A 16,774-nucleotide genomic window follows, 5' to 3' on the forward strand; every position below is an offset into this window, starting at 1 on the left:
TCAGGCCGTCTCGGGCAGCGCGTGGCTGTCGGCTTCCAGGCGGCGGGCGATGGCGTCCAGCCGGGAATCATGGATGCCCGCCGCGCGCAGCGCCTGGGCGGTCTGCACCACGTATTCGGTGCAGGGGCCGTAGCGGCCGGAGGCCCGGCGCACGATGGCCAGCAGCTCCGGCTCGGGCAGGGCGCGGATGTAGGCCGGGTTGTCGCGGTTCATGACGAAGACCAGGGCACGGACCTGTCCGGCCTCGGTGCTGCAGTTGATCCAGCGCGGCAGATAGGCGCCGGTGGACATCTCGCGGTCCCACAGCGCCGGGAAATAGTCGGGCACCTGGTCGCCGGCCAGCCGGTAGGCCACGCCGCGGCAGGAGCCGCCCCGGTCCAGGCCGAACACTAGTCCGGGGCATTCCGGCGTGCCCCGATTGACCCGGGACCACAGGCACAGCGCCCGGTGATGGCCGTGCAGCGTGGCCAGCCGCCGTTCCTCGAAGGCGAAATCCGGGCGCCAGATCAGCGAGCCGTAGCCATAGACCCACACGTCCTCGCCCTTGCGCCAGTGGCGCAACGCCTCGTCCAGCGAGGCCTGGCGCTCTTCACGGGTCCAGAGCCGGAAAGGCAGGCTGGCGCCGGAAACGCCGGCGTCTTGGGTGGCAGGGGACTGCATGGTTACGGTTTGGCGTCGGTTTCGAGCGGCGGATTGCGGTTCGCCCAGCCTCCCGCCATCAGGGCCACCGAATAGGCCCAGAACAGCGGCGCGACCCCGATCACCGAGCCGAGCGCGCCGAACGTGAGCGGCAGCGACACCTGGGATCCGTTGATCAGCGCCATGCGCAGGCCCACGGCTTCGGCCGCGCGGCCGGGCGGGGAGTGCTGGTGCAGCAATGCAAGCATACTCGGTTGGCAGCATCCCAGCGCAAGCCCCAGGATGAATGACAGCACGATCAGCACGCTAACGTCGCTGAACAGCGGGTAAAGCAGGAAGTCCACGGCCGCCGTGGCCATGGCCGCGCGCACCAGGGTCCAGGAACGGACCCGGCGCTGGATCAGCGGCAATACCAGCCGGATGACGAAGGTTGCCGCCGCGAACGACGCCAATATGATGCCGATGGTGGTGGCCGACAGACCGATCGCCACGCCGAAGATGGGCACCACGAACAGATGCGTGTCCCAGGCGCCGGACAGGATGGTGTTGACCATCAGGATGCGGCGCAGGGCCGGCACCGCCAACAGTTCGGTCACGCGGCGGCGCTCGGCTTCCTTGGCGCCGGCCAGCAGCTGGGAGTTGATCGCGGCGAGCTGGCGCCGCAGCAGGTACAGGCCGCCAGCCGACAGCAGCGGACCCAGCGTCAGCAGCCCGAAGGCCAGCCGCGTGCCCAGATGGTCGATCGCCAGCCCCGCGATCAGCGGCCCGGAAAAACCCGAGCCGGCCAGCGCCAGCGACATCAGGGAGAAGTTGCGCAGCCGTTGCGTGGGTTCGGCGTGGCCGAGCAGGTCCTGGGTGGCGACCTGGTGCAGCATGAAGCCGATGCCAATCGAACAGGAGGCGATCAGCAGCGCCGCCTGGGTCTGGGAAATGAAGGGCAGCGCCGTGCCGACGGCGACCAGCGCCGTGCCGATGATCAGCGGGCGCTGCACGCCGACCCGGTCCACCCAGCGGCCGGCGCGTACCGAGAACAGCATGGGCAGCACGGCGAACACCGCCACCAGCGTGCCGACCTTGAAGGTCGACAAGCCCATCTGCAGCGCGGTCAGGGACACGGTGATGCGCCCGCCGGTCAGGGCCACATGGTTCATCATGGCCAGCAGGCAAAGCAGCGCCGCCCCGGAAAATTCCGGGGAAACAGGCTTGGAGGAGGGGGAGCGATGAGAGGTAGACACGGCGTAACTTGGATTCATTCTGTCGGCATCGTCGCGCTATGTCGAGGCGAGGATGTTTTGCGCTGCCGCAAATACTTTGTCAGATGCGTAACAAGATAGGAGCCATCTAGCGGCCAAGTCGCGCCGTTAGGCGGCAGGTGCGCGCAAGATGGCGGCACGTTCGCGGCAAGGCCATGGGCCGCCGGGCCGCCGGGCGCGCCGTCCAGGCTGTATCGTTCTCGCAACGGAACAATCCGGCGGGGCCGGCGGCCCCGCAAAACAGGCCGGGCGGACGGCTTTACCGATCTTCACCCTTTTGAGACACATTGCCGGTTCTTTGGATGCCCGATGTGTTTAGGATGTGGGGGACATAAGGAAGCCAGGATCAATGAACCGCAACGCCCACGTATCATCCGCCCTGCGCACCGCATGCGCCTGCCGTTCCCTGCCGGGGCGCGCCCTCCGTTCCGGGACGGCGGCAATATGAAGATGAAGCAGCCTCGCAGCAAGCTCGCGCGCTACGGCCTGATCGCCGGCGTCCTGCTGGTCGTGGCCTACGGCGTGCATGCGGCATTCCTGTCGTCTCCCCCGCCGCCGACCTTCGCGTCCGCCGAGGTCACACGCGCCGACCTGGAGGACAGCGTGCTGGCCAGCGGCACCATCGACGCCATCGAGCGAGTCAGCGTCGGCGCCCAGGTGTCCGGCCAGCTCAAGTCGCTGAAGGTCGCGCTGGGCGATCGCGTCCAGAAGGGCCAGCTGGTGGCCGAAATCGACGACATGACCCAGCAGAACGAGCTGCGCAACAAGCAGGCCGCGCTGGAAATGCGCCGCGCCGCCCGCACGGCCAAGGTCGCCACGCTCAAGCAGTCCGAGCTGGCCTATCGCCGCCAGCGCCAGATGCTGGCGGCCGACGCCAGCTCGCGCGAGTCCTTCGAGTCGGCCGAGGCCACGCTGGCCGTGACGCGCGCCGAGATCGCCTCGCTGGACGCCCAGATCGTGCAGGCCGAGGTCGACGTGGACATCGCCAAGGTCAACCTGGGCTATACGCGCATCGTCTCGCCCATCGACGGGGTGGTGGTGGCCGTGATCACCAAGCAGGGGCAGACCGTCAACTCCATGCAGAGCGCGCCCACGATCATCAAGGTCGCCAACGTGGCCACCATGACCATCAAGGCGCAGATATCCGAAGCCGACGTCACCCGCGTCAAGCCCGGCCTGCCGGTGTACTTCACCATTCTGGGCGAGCCGGACGAGCGCTATCACGCCACGCTGCGCGCGGTGGAGCCGGCGCCGGACTCGATCCAGAAGGACGAGACGACGGCGTCACTGACGTCCGCCTCCGGCAGCGCGACCAGCGCGGCGATCTACTACAACGGCCTGTTCGACGTGCCCAATCCCGACGAGCGGCTGCGCATCTCCATGACGGCGCAGGTCTTCATCGTGCGCGGCGAGGCCAAGGACGCCATCGTGGTGCCGTCCTCGGCGCTGGGCAAGCGCGGCCAGGACGGGCGCTACGCCGTGCGCGTGGTCGGCAAGGACAACAAGACCGAGGAGCGCCAGGTGCGCATCGGCATGAACAACAATGTGCGCGCCGAGGTGCTGGAAGGGCTGCAGCCCGGCGAGCGCGTGGTCACGGTCGATTCGGTCGCGGCGGCCGATCCGGCGGCCGCGGGCCATTGATCATGGGCAGTCCCCTGATTTCCCTGTCTGGCGTGCGCCGGGAGTTCCCGGCGGGTGAGCAGACCATCGCGGTGCTCAAGAACGTCGACCTGACCATCGAGGCCGGCGAGATGGTGGCCATCGTTGGCGCGTCCGGCTCGGGCAAGTCCACGCTGATGAATATCCTGGGCTGCCTGGACCGCCCCACCAGCGGCGACTACCGCGTGAGCGGGCGCAGCACCGGCGAACTCGACCCCGACGAGCTGGCCGAATTGCGCCGCGAGCACTTCGGCTTCATCTTCCAGCGCTACCACCTGCTGGCGGACCTGAGCGCGACGGGCAACGTGGAAGTGCCGGCGGTCTACGCCGGCAAGCGGCGCGAGGCGCGCCACCAGCGCGCCGGCGAATTGCTCGGGCGCCTGGGCCTGGGCGACCGTACCGATCACCGCCCCGGCCAGCTGTCGGGCGGCCAGCAGCAGCGCGTCAGCATCGCGCGGGCGCTGATGAACGGCGGCGAGATCATCCTGGCCGACGAGCCGACCGGCGCGCTGGACACGCACACCGGCCAGGAAGTGCTGCGCATCCTGGAAGAGCTGAATGCCGCCGGCCACACCATCATTCTGGTCACGCACGACATGAACGTGGCCCGCCATGCCCAGCGCATCATCGAGATCAGCGACGGCGAGATCGTGTCCGACCGCCGCAATCCCGATGCCCCGCGGCGCGAGGCCGAGCGCGAGGCGCCGGCGGCCATGCCGCGCCGGCCCGGCTGGCAGGCCTATCTGGATCGCTGCGGCGAAGCGCTGCGCATGGCGCTGCTGGCCATGAACGCGCACCGTCTGCGCACCTCGCTGACCATGCTGGGCATCATCATCGGCATCGCCGCCGTGGTGTCGGTGGTGGCGCTGGGCGAGGGTTCGCGGCGCAAGATCATGGACGACATCGCCGAGATCGGCACCAACACCGTCGAGGTCTTCCCCGGCAAGGACTTCGGCGACGAGAAGGCGGCGCAGATCCATACCCTGCTGCCGTCGGACGCCGATGCGCTGGCGCGCGAGAGCTACGTCGACAGCGTGACGCCGGAAGTCGGCACCACCAGCACGGTGCGCTATCGCAATGTCTCGGTCAACGGCTCGATCCAGGGCGTGGGCGAGCAGTTCTTCCGCGTGCGCGCATTCAAGCTGGCCCAGGGCAAGTTCTTCGACGAGACCGCCGTGGCGCGCCGCGCCCAGGAGGTCGTGATCGACGACAGCACGCGCCGCAAGCTGTTCGGCTCGCATACCGACCCGATCGGCCAGGTGATCTTCCTGGGCTCGATGCCGGCGCGCGTGATCGGCGTGACGCAGAAAAAGGACACGGTATTCGGCAGCAACGAGACGCTGAACGTCTGGATTCCCTACACCACGGCGCTGTCGCGCGTGCTGGGCCAGCGCCATCTGCGCAGCATCACGGTGCGGGTCAAGGACGACGTGCCGCCGGTCGCCGCCGAGAAGGCCATCGTGCAGGTGCTGACGCGCCGGCACGTGACCAAGGATTTCTTCGTGTTCAACACGGACGCCGTGCGCAAGACCATCGAGCGCACCACGGCGACCATGACGCTGCTGGTGTCCATGATCGCGCTGATTTCGCTGATGGTCGGCGGCATCGGCGTCATGAACATCATGCTGGTGTCCGTTACCGAGCGCACCCGCGAGATCGGCGTGCGCATGGCGGTCGGCGCGCGGCGCGGCGACATCATGCAGCAGTTCCTGATCGAGGCCGTGCTGGTCTGCCTGATCGGCGGCATGGTCGGCATCGCGCTGTCGCTGGGGCTGGGCGTGCTGGTGTCCAAGGCCACGGGCGGCTCGTTCCGCATGATTTATTCCTCGGCGTCGATGGTGGCGGCGTTCACCTGCTCCACCCTGATCGGCGTGTTGTTCGGCTACCTGCCGGCGCGCAACGCGGCGCGCCTGGACCCCGTAGAGGCCCTGGCCCGGGAATGAGGACGATGAGAGTTTCCATGATGCACAAACCGGCGGCGTTGGCGCTGCTGCTGGCCCTGTCGGGTTGTGGCGGCCTGCTGCGCACCGACTACCAGCGACCCGAGGTCCGGGAACCCGCGGCCTGGACGCGGGCGTCGGGTGAGTCCGCCGCTGGCGCGCTGGCCGAGGGCGGCGCCTGGTGGCGCAATTTCAACGATCCCGAACTGAACCGGCTGGTCGAGCTGGCGCTGGCGCGCAACAACGACCTGGCGGTGGCGGCCATCAAGTTGCAGCGCGCGCAGTACCAGGCTGGCCTGGCTGACGACAAACTGATTCCGCAGCCGGGCCTGACCGCCAACACCTCGCGCCTGCGCAACCTGCGCAACCTGCGCGGCGACCGCGGCAGCGCCAGCAAGTACGGCGTCGAGCTCAATGTCCAGTATGAAGTGGACCTGTGGGGCAAGCTGTCGCGCCAGAGCGATGCGGCCCAGTGGGAAGCGCTGGCGACCGAGCAGGACCGCCAGAGTGCGGCGCTGTCCCTGGTCGGCACTACCGCCACCCTGTACTGGCAGACCGGCTTCATCAATCAGCGCATCGCCACCAGCCTGGAGAGCATCGCGGCCGCGCGCAAGACGCAGGAGCTGGTGCGTGCCCAGTACGCGGCGGGCGGCGCCTCGGCGCTGGAAGTGGCCGAGGCCGCGCAGACCGTGGCCAGCCAGGTCGCGGCCCATGCCGTGCTGGTGCAACAACGGGTGGAGTATGTGAATGCGCTGGCCATTCTGTTCGACGGTCCGCCGGACCGGACGATGAGCGATCCGCCGCGCCTGCCGCAAGCACCCTTGCCGATGGCGCGCGCCGGCGTGCCGGCCGAGCTGCTGGGACGCCGACCCGACCTGCGCGCGGCCGAGTTGCGGCTGCGCCAGGCCCTGTCCAATGTGGACGCGGCCCGCGCCAGCTTCTATCCCTCGTTGTCGCTGACCGGGACGCTGGGCGGTTCCAGCGACGCGTTGGGCATGGTGTTGCAGAATCCGGTGGCCTCGCTGGCCGGCAGCCTGACCTTGCCATTCCTGCAATGGAACCAGCGCCAGTTGAACCTGAAGATTTCCCGGACCGATTACGAGGAACGTGTGGTGGGCTTTCGCAAGTCGCTGTATCAGGCGATGGCGGATGTGGAAAACGCCTTGTCCAATCGAGGCCAGCTGCGTCAGCGCGGTGAGCAGCTGGAAGCCGCGCTGAGCGCCGCGCGCGAGGCCGAGCGCCTGTACGAGGTGCGCTATCGCGCGGGCTCGGTGGCCTTGCGGGCCTGGCTGGATGCCCAGGAGCGGCGCCGGACGGCGGAAATCGCCCGGGACGAGAACCGGCTGGACCGGCTGGTCAACCAGGTCAAGGTGTACCAGGCGCTGGGCGGCGACGACGCGCCGGCGGTGGATGCCGCCATTGCGCCGGCTTCTTCCAAGACGGCGCCGGCGCCGGGCGGCTAGCGCGACGCGGGTCCGGCGGCGGGGCGCTGGCCTGCCCTAAAATACCGCCCATGAACACGCCGCAATTTCCCGCCGCCTGCGATATCGAGCAGGCCGACGCCGACCGCCGCTTCGGCGGCCTTTCCCGCCTGTACGGGCCGGACGCGCCCGCCCGCCTGCGCGCCGCCCACGTCGCCGTGGCCGGCCTGGGCGGCGTCGGCTCGTGGACGGTGGAGGCGCTGGCGCGCTGCGGCGTCGGCGCGCTGACGCTGATCGACCTGGACCACATCGCCGAATCCAACGTCAACCGGCAGATCCATGCATTGACGCAGACGTTGGGCCAGTCCAAGGTCCAGGCCATGGCCGAGCGGGTTCAGGCCATCAATCCGCAATGCGTGCTGACCCTGGTCGACGATTTCGTCTCGCCCGAGAATGTGGCGCAGGTGCTGCCCGGCCCCTATACCGTCATCATCGATTGCACCGACCAGGCTGCGGCGAAGATCGCCATGATCCTGCAAGCGCGCGCGCTGGGCGCGCCCATGCTGCTGTGCGGCGGCGCGGGCGGCAAGACCGATCCGCTGGCGCTGCGCGCCGGCGACCTGTCGGCGGCGGTGAACGACGCGCTGCTGTCCAAGCTGCGCAACAAGCTGCGCAAGGAGCACGGCTTTGCGCGCGCGTCCGATCGCAACGGCAAGGCGCTCAAGCGGGTGCCGAAGATGGGTGTGCATGCGCTGTGGTTCGACCAGCCCGCCATCCTGCCCGACGCCTGGACCCGTCCGACCGAAGGCGAGGACGCGGTGGGCGCCGCCGGCCAGGCCATCGCGCCGCAGGGCCTGTCCTGCGCCGGCTACGGCTCGGTGGTCACGGTGACGGCGGCCATGGGCATGGCCGCCGCCAACGAGGCGCTGCGCCTGGCGCTGAGCGCGCCGGCGTCGGCCTAGCCTACAAGGCCACGAACACGATCCCGTCCTCGATCCGGACGGGGTAGGTGACCAGGTTTTCCCTCAGCGGCGAACACAGCGCGCGCCCGTCGCGCACGTCGAAGCGGCCCTGGTGCAGCGGGCATTCGATCTCGTGGCCCATGAGAAAGCCGTCGCACAGCCTGGCATTGCCGTGCGTACAGAGGTTGTCGGTGGCGTAGACCTCGCCGTCCACGCCGTACAGCGCGATTTCCCTGCCGCCGGCCGTCACGGCGATGACGTCTTCGTCCGGCACGTCGGCCCGCGCGAGGGCCCTGGTCCATTCTGTGCTCATGCGTTCTGGCTCCTGGTCAGATCGGATAGATGAGGGAGTTCGGAATCAGCTCGCTGTCGAAGATGCACAGGCGCGATTCGAATTTCAGGCCGTCCGGCGTGCGCCGGATCACGTCCTCGTAGCGCCCCACGTTGTAGACCGTGGTCAGCTGGTTCGGCTTGGTGCGGAACACGGCATAGCTGGCTTCGGACACGATGCGCCCGGCATCCACCGACAGCACGCGCGGCGCGCCGACCACATGGCGCTGGTAGTACGGGTCATGGAAGATGGTGTCGGTCGCGCCGTAGACGCGGTCCTTGAGCATGCCGCGGCTCTCGAAGGACATCGTCGCCAGCGGAAAACCCCGTTCGTGATTCTCGCGCGGCACCACTTTGTAGACGCAGTCCTCGACAAAGAAGTCGGGCCACTTGTCCCATTCCCCCGCGTCCAGCGCCGCTGCATAGTCGGCATAAAGCTGGCCGATCTGCCAGTACAAGCCAAAGTCAATCATGTTCAGTCATCCCCGGCGCAAAGCGCCACAAGGCAAGAAGAAACGCGCCCCACTCAGGCAATACCGTCCTCATCCGGGCAGCGCGGATCCGGCTCCGCCGGTCCGCAGCTGCGCCCCTGGGGGAAGCGCGCAGCGCTCGGGGGGGCCATCCTTTTTTTCCAGTATTGGTACATGCCGCGTATCAGCGTCTCGGTGACCATGTGCTCCGTGTTCTCGGCGGTCTTGCCGCCCAACTCCGCCACGCTGCGGTGCCAGGGCTTCTGCGCGAAGCCGGCCTGCGAGAACTCGATCACCTCGCCGTCGTCGGCAGACACGAAGCCGGCCGGGCCGAACAGATTGGCCTGACGCAGGCGCCGCCGCGTCATTTCCGGACTGTCCTCGGCGAAGCCGAAATGCGTCCAGACGAAGTCGAAGGCATCATGGCCGACGGGCTGGATGTGGCGGGTCGACAGGGAATTGACCTGCTGCTGGATGATGACGCTGGGGAACAGCGTCATCAGCACGGCGGTCGGCCCGTTCCACCAGGGCTCGGGCACGATGTCCAGGAAGCGGTCGTCGTTCAGCGACATCTGTTCCTTGAAGCTCGACACGCCGCTGGTGACGCTGCCCTTGCCGCCCTGGCCGCGCGTGGAGATCATCGCGGCGTGCCGAAAATGCCGGTCCATCTTCAGTTCCGAGCGGTTGTCGGCGCGCCACAGACCGAAGGTGACGAACCAGGTGTGCAGCAGGCCGGGGTGATAGGGATCCTTGATGTTCTCCTGCATCAGCTTCCAGTTGCCCGGGATGCGCTGGCGGCTGTAGCCATGGATCACCAGCTCGCGGCCATCGAAGACGCGGTCGAAGTAATGCAGGATGTCGGGTCCCAGGTAGTCCTCCAGCGGCTCGACCTCATGGTCGAATGACGCGAACACCACGCCGTTGCGGCAGGCCACCGCCAGCTTGGTCAGGCCGTGTTCCTCGGGCTTGAAGTCCGGCGGCATGCCGCCGTTGACCTTGCCGTCCTGCTTGACGCCGCGCCGGAACGGCACGCCGATCAGGTTGCCCTGCAGGTCGTAGTTCCATTGGTGATACGGGCAGACGAACTCGCTGCGGTTGCCGTGGCGCTCGCGGCAGAACTGCACGCCGCGATGCGCGCAGACGTTCTCCACCACGCGCACCTGTCCATCCTGGTCGCGCAGCAGGATGACTGAGCGTTCGCCCACGGCGGTGCGCTTGAAATCGCCGGGCTTGGGGATCTCGGCTTCCAGGCCGACATAACTCCAATGGCCCTGATAGAAAAAACGCTCCAGCTCGCGCTGGTGCAGGGCCGCGTCGGTGTAGACGGCGAAGGGAATGCGGTGGGCTCCCTCTTCGGGCCAGGACGGCGACGCGCCGGCCGGCGCGTCGCCGCCTGGACAGGCGGCCGCCTCGGGGCGGGCGGGGATGGCGGCGCTCATGGGCGCCTCCGGCCGCGGGGCGCGGCGATCGATGGCGTGGACATGCTTGTCTCCAGGTTGTCGCCGGCCATGGCGCGGCCGGGCGGCGCCGGCGCGTCGTGGCCGCCGGCTTGTTATCCGGGCATGATCCGGCAGTCCGGCAAATTAATAAATAGAATCTGGAAAATTAAACAGATCACCAGAATGAATATTGGTGGAGACATGCGCATGGACCTGAAAGACCTGGACCTGAACCTGCTGGTCGTCTTCAACGAGCTGCAGAAGCACGGCCGGGTGGCGGCTGTGGCGCAAAGCCTGGGCATCTCGCAGCCCGGCGTCAGCAACGCGCTGGGCCGGCTGCGCAAGCTGCTGGGCGACGAGCTGTTCCTGCGCACCGCGCGCGGCATGGTGCCCACGCCCTACGCGCAATTGCTGGCCCGGCCCATCGCCGACGCGCTGGGCGCGCTGCACAGCACGCTGAACGCGCGCGCGTCATTCGACCCGCGCGGCAGCGAGCGCGGCTTCGTGATCGGCGTCAACGACGTGGGTGAATCCTATTTCCTGCCCAGGCTGATGCGGACGCTGGAAGGCATGGCGCCGGGCGTCACCATCCGCACGGTGCGCACCACCTCGATGGATGTGAAGGACGAGATGGAGCGCGGCCGGGTGGACCTGGCGATGGGCTTCCTGCCGGCCTTGAAGGCTGGCTTCTTCCAGCGCCGGCTGTTTCGACAGCCCTATGTCTGCATCTTTCGTCACGATCATCTGCTGGCCCGCTCGGGCGTGTCGATCCGCCAGTTCCGCGCCGCCGAGCATGTGGCCATCGTGTCCGAGGGCACCGGCCATGGCGTGGTGGATGAGGTCATCGAGCGCGCCGGCATCCGGCGGCGGTTGCGGCTGACGGTGCCGCATTTCATGGCGGTGGGACCGGTGCTGCAGGCCACCGACATGATCGCCGTCGTGCCCCGGCGCTTCGCCGACTGCGCCTGCAAGCCCTTCGGGCTGGCCACCGCGCCCTGTCCCGTGAAGATCCCGGAGTCGGTCATCAATGTGTTCTGGCACGCGCGCAATCACCGCGATCCGGCCAACCAGTGGCTGCGGCAGGTGGTGGTGGACGAGTTCGCGGACCAGGGCGGCGCGGCCTGATGCCGGGGCCGGTGGACCGAGGCGGGCCGTGTACGACGGCGGGCATATCCGCCGTCTCGACAAAATTGTCAATTAGTCAACCCTGAACAATCCTTCGGAGCCCTATTTCGTGCGGCTCTTCTGGTAGAAGAGATGGCGTGAATTTGCCGGATTCGAGATGCTAGAAGCCCGATTTCCTGCAAATCTAGCCAAGGTGTAGATGAGTTAGTAGACGCCGGTAGCTCAGAGTGGGAAGCTGTTTGAATACCCGTTGCATGATCATATCAACCTGAAGTATCCGATCGTGCGATTGGGCGAGCTGCTCGACTGGCAGCGCATCGAGGCGGTGTGCTCGTCGAGTTTCACATCGAGCCGAGGCCGCCCGGCGACGGCGCCCAGGCCGATCGCCGGGCTGCTGTATTTGCAACACGCCTTCGACCTGTCGGACGAAGAGGTTGTGTGGGGGGGCTGGGTGGAAAATCCGTATTGGCAGGTATTCCCCGGCGAGACCTATTTGCAGACTGGGCCGCCGATCATTCCGTCGATCCTGGCGAGATGGCGCCAGAGACTGGGCGAGGCGAGCATGGAAGAGTTGCAGCCCGTCCCGGTGGCCGCAGCCAAGGATGGCGGGCTGTTGCGCGCGGCCATTGTCAAGACGGTGATTGTGGTGGGCACGACGGTCGCGCCCGAGTCGGTGGCGCATCCGACGGACTCGCGCGTGCTCGAGCATAGTCGCCAGCATCTGGTCAAGGCCGCGGCCGAGCACGGATTGAAGCTGCGTGTACGCGCTGCATGCGCCAGAGGTCGAGTAGTGCATCAGCAAGGGCAAGGCCAGAACGCCGTACGAGTTTGGGGTGAAAGTGTCGATCGCGACCACGCTCAAGGAAGGGTTCGTGGTTGGGGGCGCGCGCGATGCCGGGCAATCCGTATGATGGGCACGCGCTAGCCGACGCGCTGGAGCGGGCGGGTATCATTGCCAAAAGCCCGATCACCACGGCGGTCGTGGATCGCGGCTACCGTGGCGTCGAGGTGTCGGGCTTTCGGCTCCTGCGCTCAGGTCAGCGACGCGGTTTGACCCGAGAGGGCTCAAGGCGATGATCAAGCGGCGCAGAGCCATCGAACCGACGATCGGGCACATGAAGGCCGACGGCAAGCATGGCCGGAACTGGCTCACGGGCGCGCTGGGCGATGCGATCCACGCAGTGCTATGTGGTGCCGGCCACAACATCCGGCGGCTGCTGCGCCGGCTGAGGCTTTTCTACGCCTTGCTCCGGGTGTTGGGGATGGGCCGTCTGACGTGCCCCCGGAGATGTGCAGGTGCCTGACGGTATCACGGTTTCTAGCACGGGCACGATCAACTTCAACCACACGGCATCGAACTAATTGCTGGGGGGCCGCCTTGAACAACGCAGGGGTGGCCTCGAGTGGCGTCGTCAAGCAGATATCGGGCACGATGATCCTGACGGCCACCAATAGCTATTCCGGCGGTACGACCATGACCCGCGGCACGCTCTCGGTCTCGAAGGACGAGAGCCTGGGCGAGGCGGTCGGCGGGTTGGCCTTCAACGGTGGCACGTTGCAGGTGACGGGCAAGACAATGACGTCGATGGCTCGCGTCATCACGGTGGACGCGGCCGGAGTCGGCTTGGACATTGACGATGCCGCAAACACCCTGACCGTCGCAAAGCCTTTGCTGGGCATCGGACTTCTGACCAAGTCGGGCGAAGGCACGCTTGTATTGACCCAGTGAAAACCTGCTCACGTCATGATCGAGGTAGTTGACGATGAGCATGAAGATGGAAGACGACATCAAACGCTGGACGGCCAGCTCAGCATCGCCTCGCCATACGCCTCTTGAAGGTCCTTGAACTGACGCTCGTACTGCTCGCGCACGTCCTGGGGATTGGCCCGCAAGGCATTCTCCATGCCCCGCTTGCCATCGTCGACCCACTGTTCGACCTCTGAAGGCGACGGGTCGTATTGGCGGCTCGCCTCGGCGACGGTGGTCTTGCCTTGAATGATGTCCAACACCAGCGCGCTCTTGCGCTTGAGCGCGTGATCCGTACGCTCAAAGAACAATGCGCGCATCGGCATCGCTTCGCGACCATCCAGCACGCCAGCCGCGTTGTAGGCGACCGGATACGTTTTTACAATCATCGACGCCCGCACCAGGCGCTCGACATGAAGACCCCGGCTGAAGCGTTTGCACTAGCCGCATACCCTGAGCAGGTTCTGCTGAGTCAATATGGCGGGCGGCAGGGTTGAAAATCCAGAACTCTACGGTTATGATTCGGAATCATAACTTTTGAGCTATTGATTGGAACCTACTGCCAACGATCTGTTCGCCGCGTTGGGCGACCCGACCCGCCGGGCAATCTTTCAACGGCTTTCCCATGAGGGCGAGCAGACCGTCGGACGACTGACCGCGCATGCAGGCGTATCGCAGCCCGCCGTGTCCAAGCATGTGGCCGTCTTGCGACAGGCCGGGTTGGTGGAAGGGCGCCCTGATGGACGAGAAACCTATTACCGCGTTCGATCGGAGGGGCTCGCGCCCTTGATTGACTGGCTCGGTGTCTACGGCGTGTTCTGGCGGGATCGAATCGACGCGTTGTCGGACCTGCTGAACAGGATGGACACATGACTACACCGCGAGAGTTGCACAGCCTGGTCGTGGAGCGGAACCTTCGGCATCCGCCCGAAAAAGTGTGGCGTGCACTCACTCAATCGTGGTTGATCGAGGAGTGGCTGTTGGCCAACGACTTTGTGCCTGAGGTCGGTCACCGCTTTACATTGCGCGCGAAGCCGTTGCCCGGGTGGTCGGGTATCACGAATTGCCAGGTCATCGATGTGGAGCCGGAACGACTGCTCCGCTATCGCTGGGGTGATGGCACGGAATCCTCGAACGGGCTGAAGACGATTGTCACCTGGACCTTGACGCCGCATGAGGGAGGCACTTTGCTGCAGATGGAGCAGTCGGGCTTTCCGTCTCCGACCGCGCTCAGCTACGTGCGCCTCGGCTCGGCCTGGCCTCGTTTTCTGGACAAACTGGATCGGCTCATCGGCTAGTTCCGGCGGCTGAACATTGACCTTTCTTCTTCCCAATGGGGCCTGCTGGACGGCCGACCCCACGGGTAATGCTTGCCCGGCGCAAGCCATCGGTTTCGGCCGCACGGCCAAAGGAATAGCAGGTATGTCAACTGTCCGAATCGCAATCGTCTATCACAGCATGTATGGCCACACTGCCAGGCAGGCTGCTGCGGTGCGCGCCGGTGTAGAACGCATTCACGGTGCGGAAGCGCTTCTCTTGACCACCGAGGAGGCGCTGTCTCGCTGGGACGACTTAGCATTGGCGGAGGGCATCATCTTCGGCTCGCCCACCTACATGGCCAGCGTGTCGGCAGCATTCAAGACTTTTCAGGAGGCGACCTCGAATGCTGTCCTCGCCAAAGGCGCATGGAAAGACAAGGTCGCCGCAGGGTTTACAAACTCGGGCGCTCACGCGGGCGACAAACTTGCCACCTTGATCCAGATCGCGCTGTTTGCCGCCCAACACGGCATGCACTGGGTCAACCTCGCCCTGCCGCCTGCGAATAACTCCACCACGGGCTCGGACCAGGACTTGAATCGCCTGGGATTCTGGCTCGGTGCTGGGGCTCAATCCAATGTCGATCAGGCGGCCGAGATTGTGCCGCCGGAATCGGATCTGGCGACGGCTCGCCATTTGGGTCAGCGCGTGGCAGAGGTTGCCTTGCAGCTTGCGCGCGGGCGGACTTGAAGAGCGTCACGTTTTCAATGAAATGGTTATCACTCCAATTCGATCGAGGTTTGGGGCGTGGATTAATCGAGAATGGAAGCCTCCTTCGTGGGGGGGTATTCAATGACTGTAAATACGAAAACGATCGAGATTAGGGCCTCTCGGCCCGAAGACGGCGCGCGCGCAATTGAAATCTGGCGAGATGCGGTTGATGCGACGCATGATTTTTTGTCACCGGAGGATCGTCGCGCGATTGACGAGATGGTGTGCGGCTTTTTGCCTCAAGTGCCGCTATGGCTGGCGGTCGATACCAATGATTATCCGGTGGCCTTTATGTTCGTCGAAAACAGGCACATGCAGGCGCTATTCGTTGATCCGGCTTGTCGAGGTACTGGCATTGGCGCGGCGCTGGTTCGCCACGGCCTGACGCTTCACCCCAACATGACGACTGACGTTAATGAGCAGAACAGTCAAGCAGTGGGTTTCTACGAAAAAATGGGCTTCAAGCGCATTGGCCATTCACCTGTCGACGATCAAGGCAGGCCGTACCCGCTTGTTCATCTTGAATACCAAGGCTGAGCAAGATAGAAATGATTTCGATAAGGCAGGGGAAGCAATGATGAGGGTCGGCCTGGTGGGGTGGCGCGGTATGGTTGGCTCCATGCTGCTGAAGCGGATGCGCGAAGAGGGCGATTTTTCGAGAATATTGCCGACGTATTTCAGCACGTCTGCGGCAGGGCGCTCGTATCGTGACCCGCTTGGTGTTGAGCACCGTCTGCTCGACGCGAACTCAGTCGACAGACTTGGCGAGATGGATATCATCATTACCTGCCAGGGCGGCGACTATACGAAAGCTGCATATCCAGTGCTGCGCGCTTCAGGCTGGCGTGGCTTCTGGATCGATGCGGCGTCCGCGAAGCGGATGGATGACGATTCGATCATCGCGCTCGACCCGGTCAACCACGAACAGGTCGAGGCCGGCATCGCTGCAGGCGTGCGTAACTACATCGGCGGCAACTGCTCGATCACGCTCTCGCTCATCGGCCTGACCGGGCTGTTTCGCGCCGGGCTCGTCGAATGGATGAGCATGATGACCTACCAGGCGGCGTCGGGCGCCGGCGCACAGCATGTGAAGGAACTGCTCGGCCAGATGTCGGCCGTCGCCAAGCGTGTCAACAACGACAATCTTGCCGATTCCGACACGCCGGTGCTCGACTTGCTGGCGAAAGCACACGCAGCGCCACGCGCGAGTGATTACCCAATCGAAGCGTTCGGCGCGCCCCTCGCGGGCAGCATTATTCCGTGGATCGACAGCGACCTCGGCAACGGTATGAGCCGCGAGGAATGGAAGGGGGAAGTCGAGACTAACAAGATCCTTGGTCTGCCACCCGGAACGATTGGGGTTGACGGGCTCTGCGTTCGTGTCGCCGCGCTGCAGAGTCACTCGGCCGCGATCACGCTGAAGCTGAAGGAGAACGTCGAACTCCATCATCTCGAAAGGCTGATTCGCGAGGCGCACAAGTGGGTAGGTTTTGTGCCGAACACCCGACAGGAAACGATTCAACGGCTGTCGCCTGCCGCCGTCAGCGGATCGCTGAAGATCGGTGTGGGCAGACTGCGTCGCCTCAACGTCGAGCCGCGGATGTACAGCGTGTTGACCACGGGTGATCAATTGCTATGGGGAGCTGCTGAACCCCTGCGGCGCGTGCTGAACATGATCCTGAATGCACAGTAGATTCCCAGCGAGCAGGGCGTTTCAGCGATGGCGGAGCGACATGAGCCGCATCGCTCGATCCTTCGGCG

General features: G+C 65.7%; 18 protein-coding genes and 1 pseudogene. 13 read left to right on the forward strand and 6 right to left on the reverse strand.

Going from position 1 to position 16,774, the window contains the following annotated elements:
* Both C2U31_RS09335 and C2U31_RS09340 read right to left on the reverse strand, forming a co-directional pair.
* The gene (locus C2U31_RS09335) at window positions 1–660 is read right to left on the reverse strand and encodes a gamma-glutamylcyclotransferase (RefSeq protein ID WP_103272596.1); all 660 of its coding nucleotides are present in this window, start codon (window positions 658–660) and stop codon (window positions 1–3) included.
* A 2-nt stretch (window positions 661–662) separates the two neighbouring features.
* A complete protein-coding gene (locus C2U31_RS09340) occupies window positions 663–1,874 on the reverse strand; it encodes an MFS transporter (RefSeq protein ID WP_369869757.1) in 1,212 nt (403 codons plus the stop codon).
* 468 nt (window positions 1,875–2,342) lie between these two features.
* Here C2U31_RS09340 and C2U31_RS09345 point away from each other — a divergent pair, with 468 nt between their 5' ends.
* The 4 genes from C2U31_RS09345 to C2U31_RS09360 are packed head-to-tail and all read left to right on the forward strand — an operon-like array spanning window position 2,343 to window position 7,874.
* Window positions 2,343–3,533 (forward strand): efflux RND transporter periplasmic adaptor subunit, encoded by a 1,191-nt coding sequence (locus C2U31_RS09345; protein WP_103276322.1) that lies wholly within the window; start codon window positions 2,343–2,345, stop codon window positions 3,531–3,533.
* A gap of 2 nt (window positions 3,534–3,535) precedes the next feature.
* Window positions 3,536–5,494: a MacB family efflux pump subunit gene (locus C2U31_RS09350; protein WP_103272598.1), complete on the forward strand. Its 1,959-nt coding sequence runs from the start codon at window positions 3,536–3,538 to the stop codon at window positions 5,492–5,494.
* Window positions 5,495–5,511: 17 nt separating this feature from the next.
* A complete protein-coding gene (locus tag C2U31_RS09355; protein ID WP_233772708.1) occupies window positions 5,512–6,954 on the forward strand; it encodes an efflux transporter outer membrane subunit in 1,443 nt (480 codons plus the stop codon).
* A gap of 50 nt (window positions 6,955–7,004) precedes the next feature.
* Window positions 7,005–7,874, forward strand: a complete 870-nt coding sequence (locus C2U31_RS09360; RefSeq protein WP_369869758.1) for a ThiF family adenylyltransferase — start codon at window positions 7,005–7,007, stop codon at window positions 7,872–7,874.
* 1 nt (window position 7,875) lies between these two features.
* Here C2U31_RS09360 and C2U31_RS09365 read toward each other — a convergent pair whose 3' ends face one another.
* Genes C2U31_RS09365 through C2U31_RS09375 form a run of 3 tightly spaced genes read right to left on the reverse strand, consistent with a single transcriptional unit; the run spans window position 7,876 to window position 10,113 of the window.
* Window positions 7,876–8,187: a non-heme iron oxygenase ferredoxin subunit gene (locus C2U31_RS09365; protein ID WP_103272601.1), complete on the reverse strand. Its 312-nt coding sequence runs from the start codon at window positions 8,185–8,187 to the stop codon at window positions 7,876–7,878.
* 16 nt (window positions 8,188–8,203) lie between these two features.
* Window positions 8,204–8,677: an aromatic-ring-hydroxylating dioxygenase subunit beta gene (locus C2U31_RS09370; protein WP_103272602.1), complete on the reverse strand. Its 474-nt coding sequence runs from the start codon at window positions 8,675–8,677 to the stop codon at window positions 8,204–8,206.
* A 53-nt stretch (window positions 8,678–8,730) separates the two neighbouring features.
* Window positions 8,731–10,113, reverse strand: coding sequence for an aromatic ring-hydroxylating dioxygenase subunit alpha (locus tag C2U31_RS09375; protein WP_233772709.1), 1,383 nt, complete (start codon window positions 10,111–10,113; stop codon window positions 8,731–8,733).
* A 207-nt stretch (window positions 10,114–10,320) separates the two neighbouring features.
* Here C2U31_RS09375 and C2U31_RS09380 point away from each other — a divergent pair, with 207 nt between their 5' ends.
* The 3 genes and pseudogenes from C2U31_RS09380 (at window position 10,321) to C2U31_RS30475 (ending at window position 12,967) form a co-directional block, all read left to right on the forward strand.
* Complete coding sequence (locus tag C2U31_RS09380) at window positions 10,321–11,238, forward strand: LysR family transcriptional regulator (protein WP_103276323.1); 918 nt, start codon at window positions 10,321–10,323, stop codon at window positions 11,236–11,238.
* Between the two features lie 250 nt (window positions 11,239–11,488).
* Window positions 11,489–12,542: pseudogene (locus C2U31_RS09385) on the forward strand (transposase).
* Window positions 12,543–12,616: 74 nt separating this feature from the next.
* Window positions 12,617–12,967, forward strand: coding sequence for an autotransporter-associated beta strand repeat-containing protein (locus C2U31_RS30475; RefSeq protein WP_158658329.1), 351 nt, complete (start codon window positions 12,617–12,619; stop codon window positions 12,965–12,967).
* Between the two features lie 59 nt (window positions 12,968–13,026).
* Here C2U31_RS30475 and C2U31_RS09395 read toward each other — a convergent pair whose 3' ends face one another.
* Window positions 13,027–13,305, reverse strand: coding sequence for a transposase (locus C2U31_RS09395; protein WP_103276325.1), 279 nt, complete (start codon window positions 13,303–13,305; stop codon window positions 13,027–13,029).
* On the opposite strand from C2U31_RS09395, the gene C2U31_RS09400 reads away from it, so the two are divergent.
* From C2U31_RS09400 to asd, 6 genes are all read left to right on the forward strand, one after another.
* Window positions 13,273–13,482: an integrase core domain-containing protein gene (locus C2U31_RS09400; protein WP_233772711.1), complete on the forward strand. Its 210-nt coding sequence runs from the start codon at window positions 13,273–13,275 to the stop codon at window positions 13,480–13,482. The two genes, C2U31_RS09395 and C2U31_RS09400, sit on opposite strands and share 33 nt — an antisense overlap.
* 52 nt (window positions 13,483–13,534) lie before the next feature.
* Window positions 13,535–13,858, forward strand: a complete 324-nt coding sequence (locus C2U31_RS09405) for a helix-turn-helix transcriptional regulator (RefSeq protein ID WP_103272603.1) — start codon at window positions 13,535–13,537, stop codon at window positions 13,856–13,858.
* Window positions 13,855–14,283 (forward strand): SRPBCC domain-containing protein, encoded by a 429-nt coding sequence (locus C2U31_RS09410; protein WP_103272604.1) that lies wholly within the window; start codon window positions 13,855–13,857, stop codon window positions 14,281–14,283. Before C2U31_RS09405 ends, C2U31_RS09410 begins: the two co-directional genes overlap by 4 nt.
* Window positions 14,284–14,407: 124 nt before the next feature.
* A complete protein-coding gene (locus C2U31_RS09415; RefSeq protein WP_103272605.1) occupies window positions 14,408–14,992 on the forward strand; it encodes a flavodoxin family protein in 585 nt (194 codons plus the stop codon).
* A 72-nt stretch (window positions 14,993–15,064) separates the two neighbouring features.
* Complete coding sequence (locus C2U31_RS09420; protein ID WP_233772713.1) at window positions 15,065–15,550, forward strand: acetyltransferase; 486 nt, start codon at window positions 15,065–15,067, stop codon at window positions 15,548–15,550.
* Window positions 15,551–15,590: 40 nt separating this feature from the next.
* Complete coding sequence (gene asd / locus C2U31_RS09425) at window positions 15,591–16,706, forward strand: aspartate-semialdehyde dehydrogenase (RefSeq protein ID WP_199771026.1); 1,116 nt, start codon at window positions 15,591–15,593, stop codon at window positions 16,704–16,706.
* The last annotated feature ends 68 nt before the right edge of the window (window positions 16,707–16,774 follow it).

This window comes from Achromobacter sp. AONIH1 (assembly GCF_002902905.1).
In the GTDB taxonomy this organism is placed as follows: Bacteria; Pseudomonadota; Gammaproteobacteria; order Burkholderiales; family Burkholderiaceae_B; genus Achromobacter.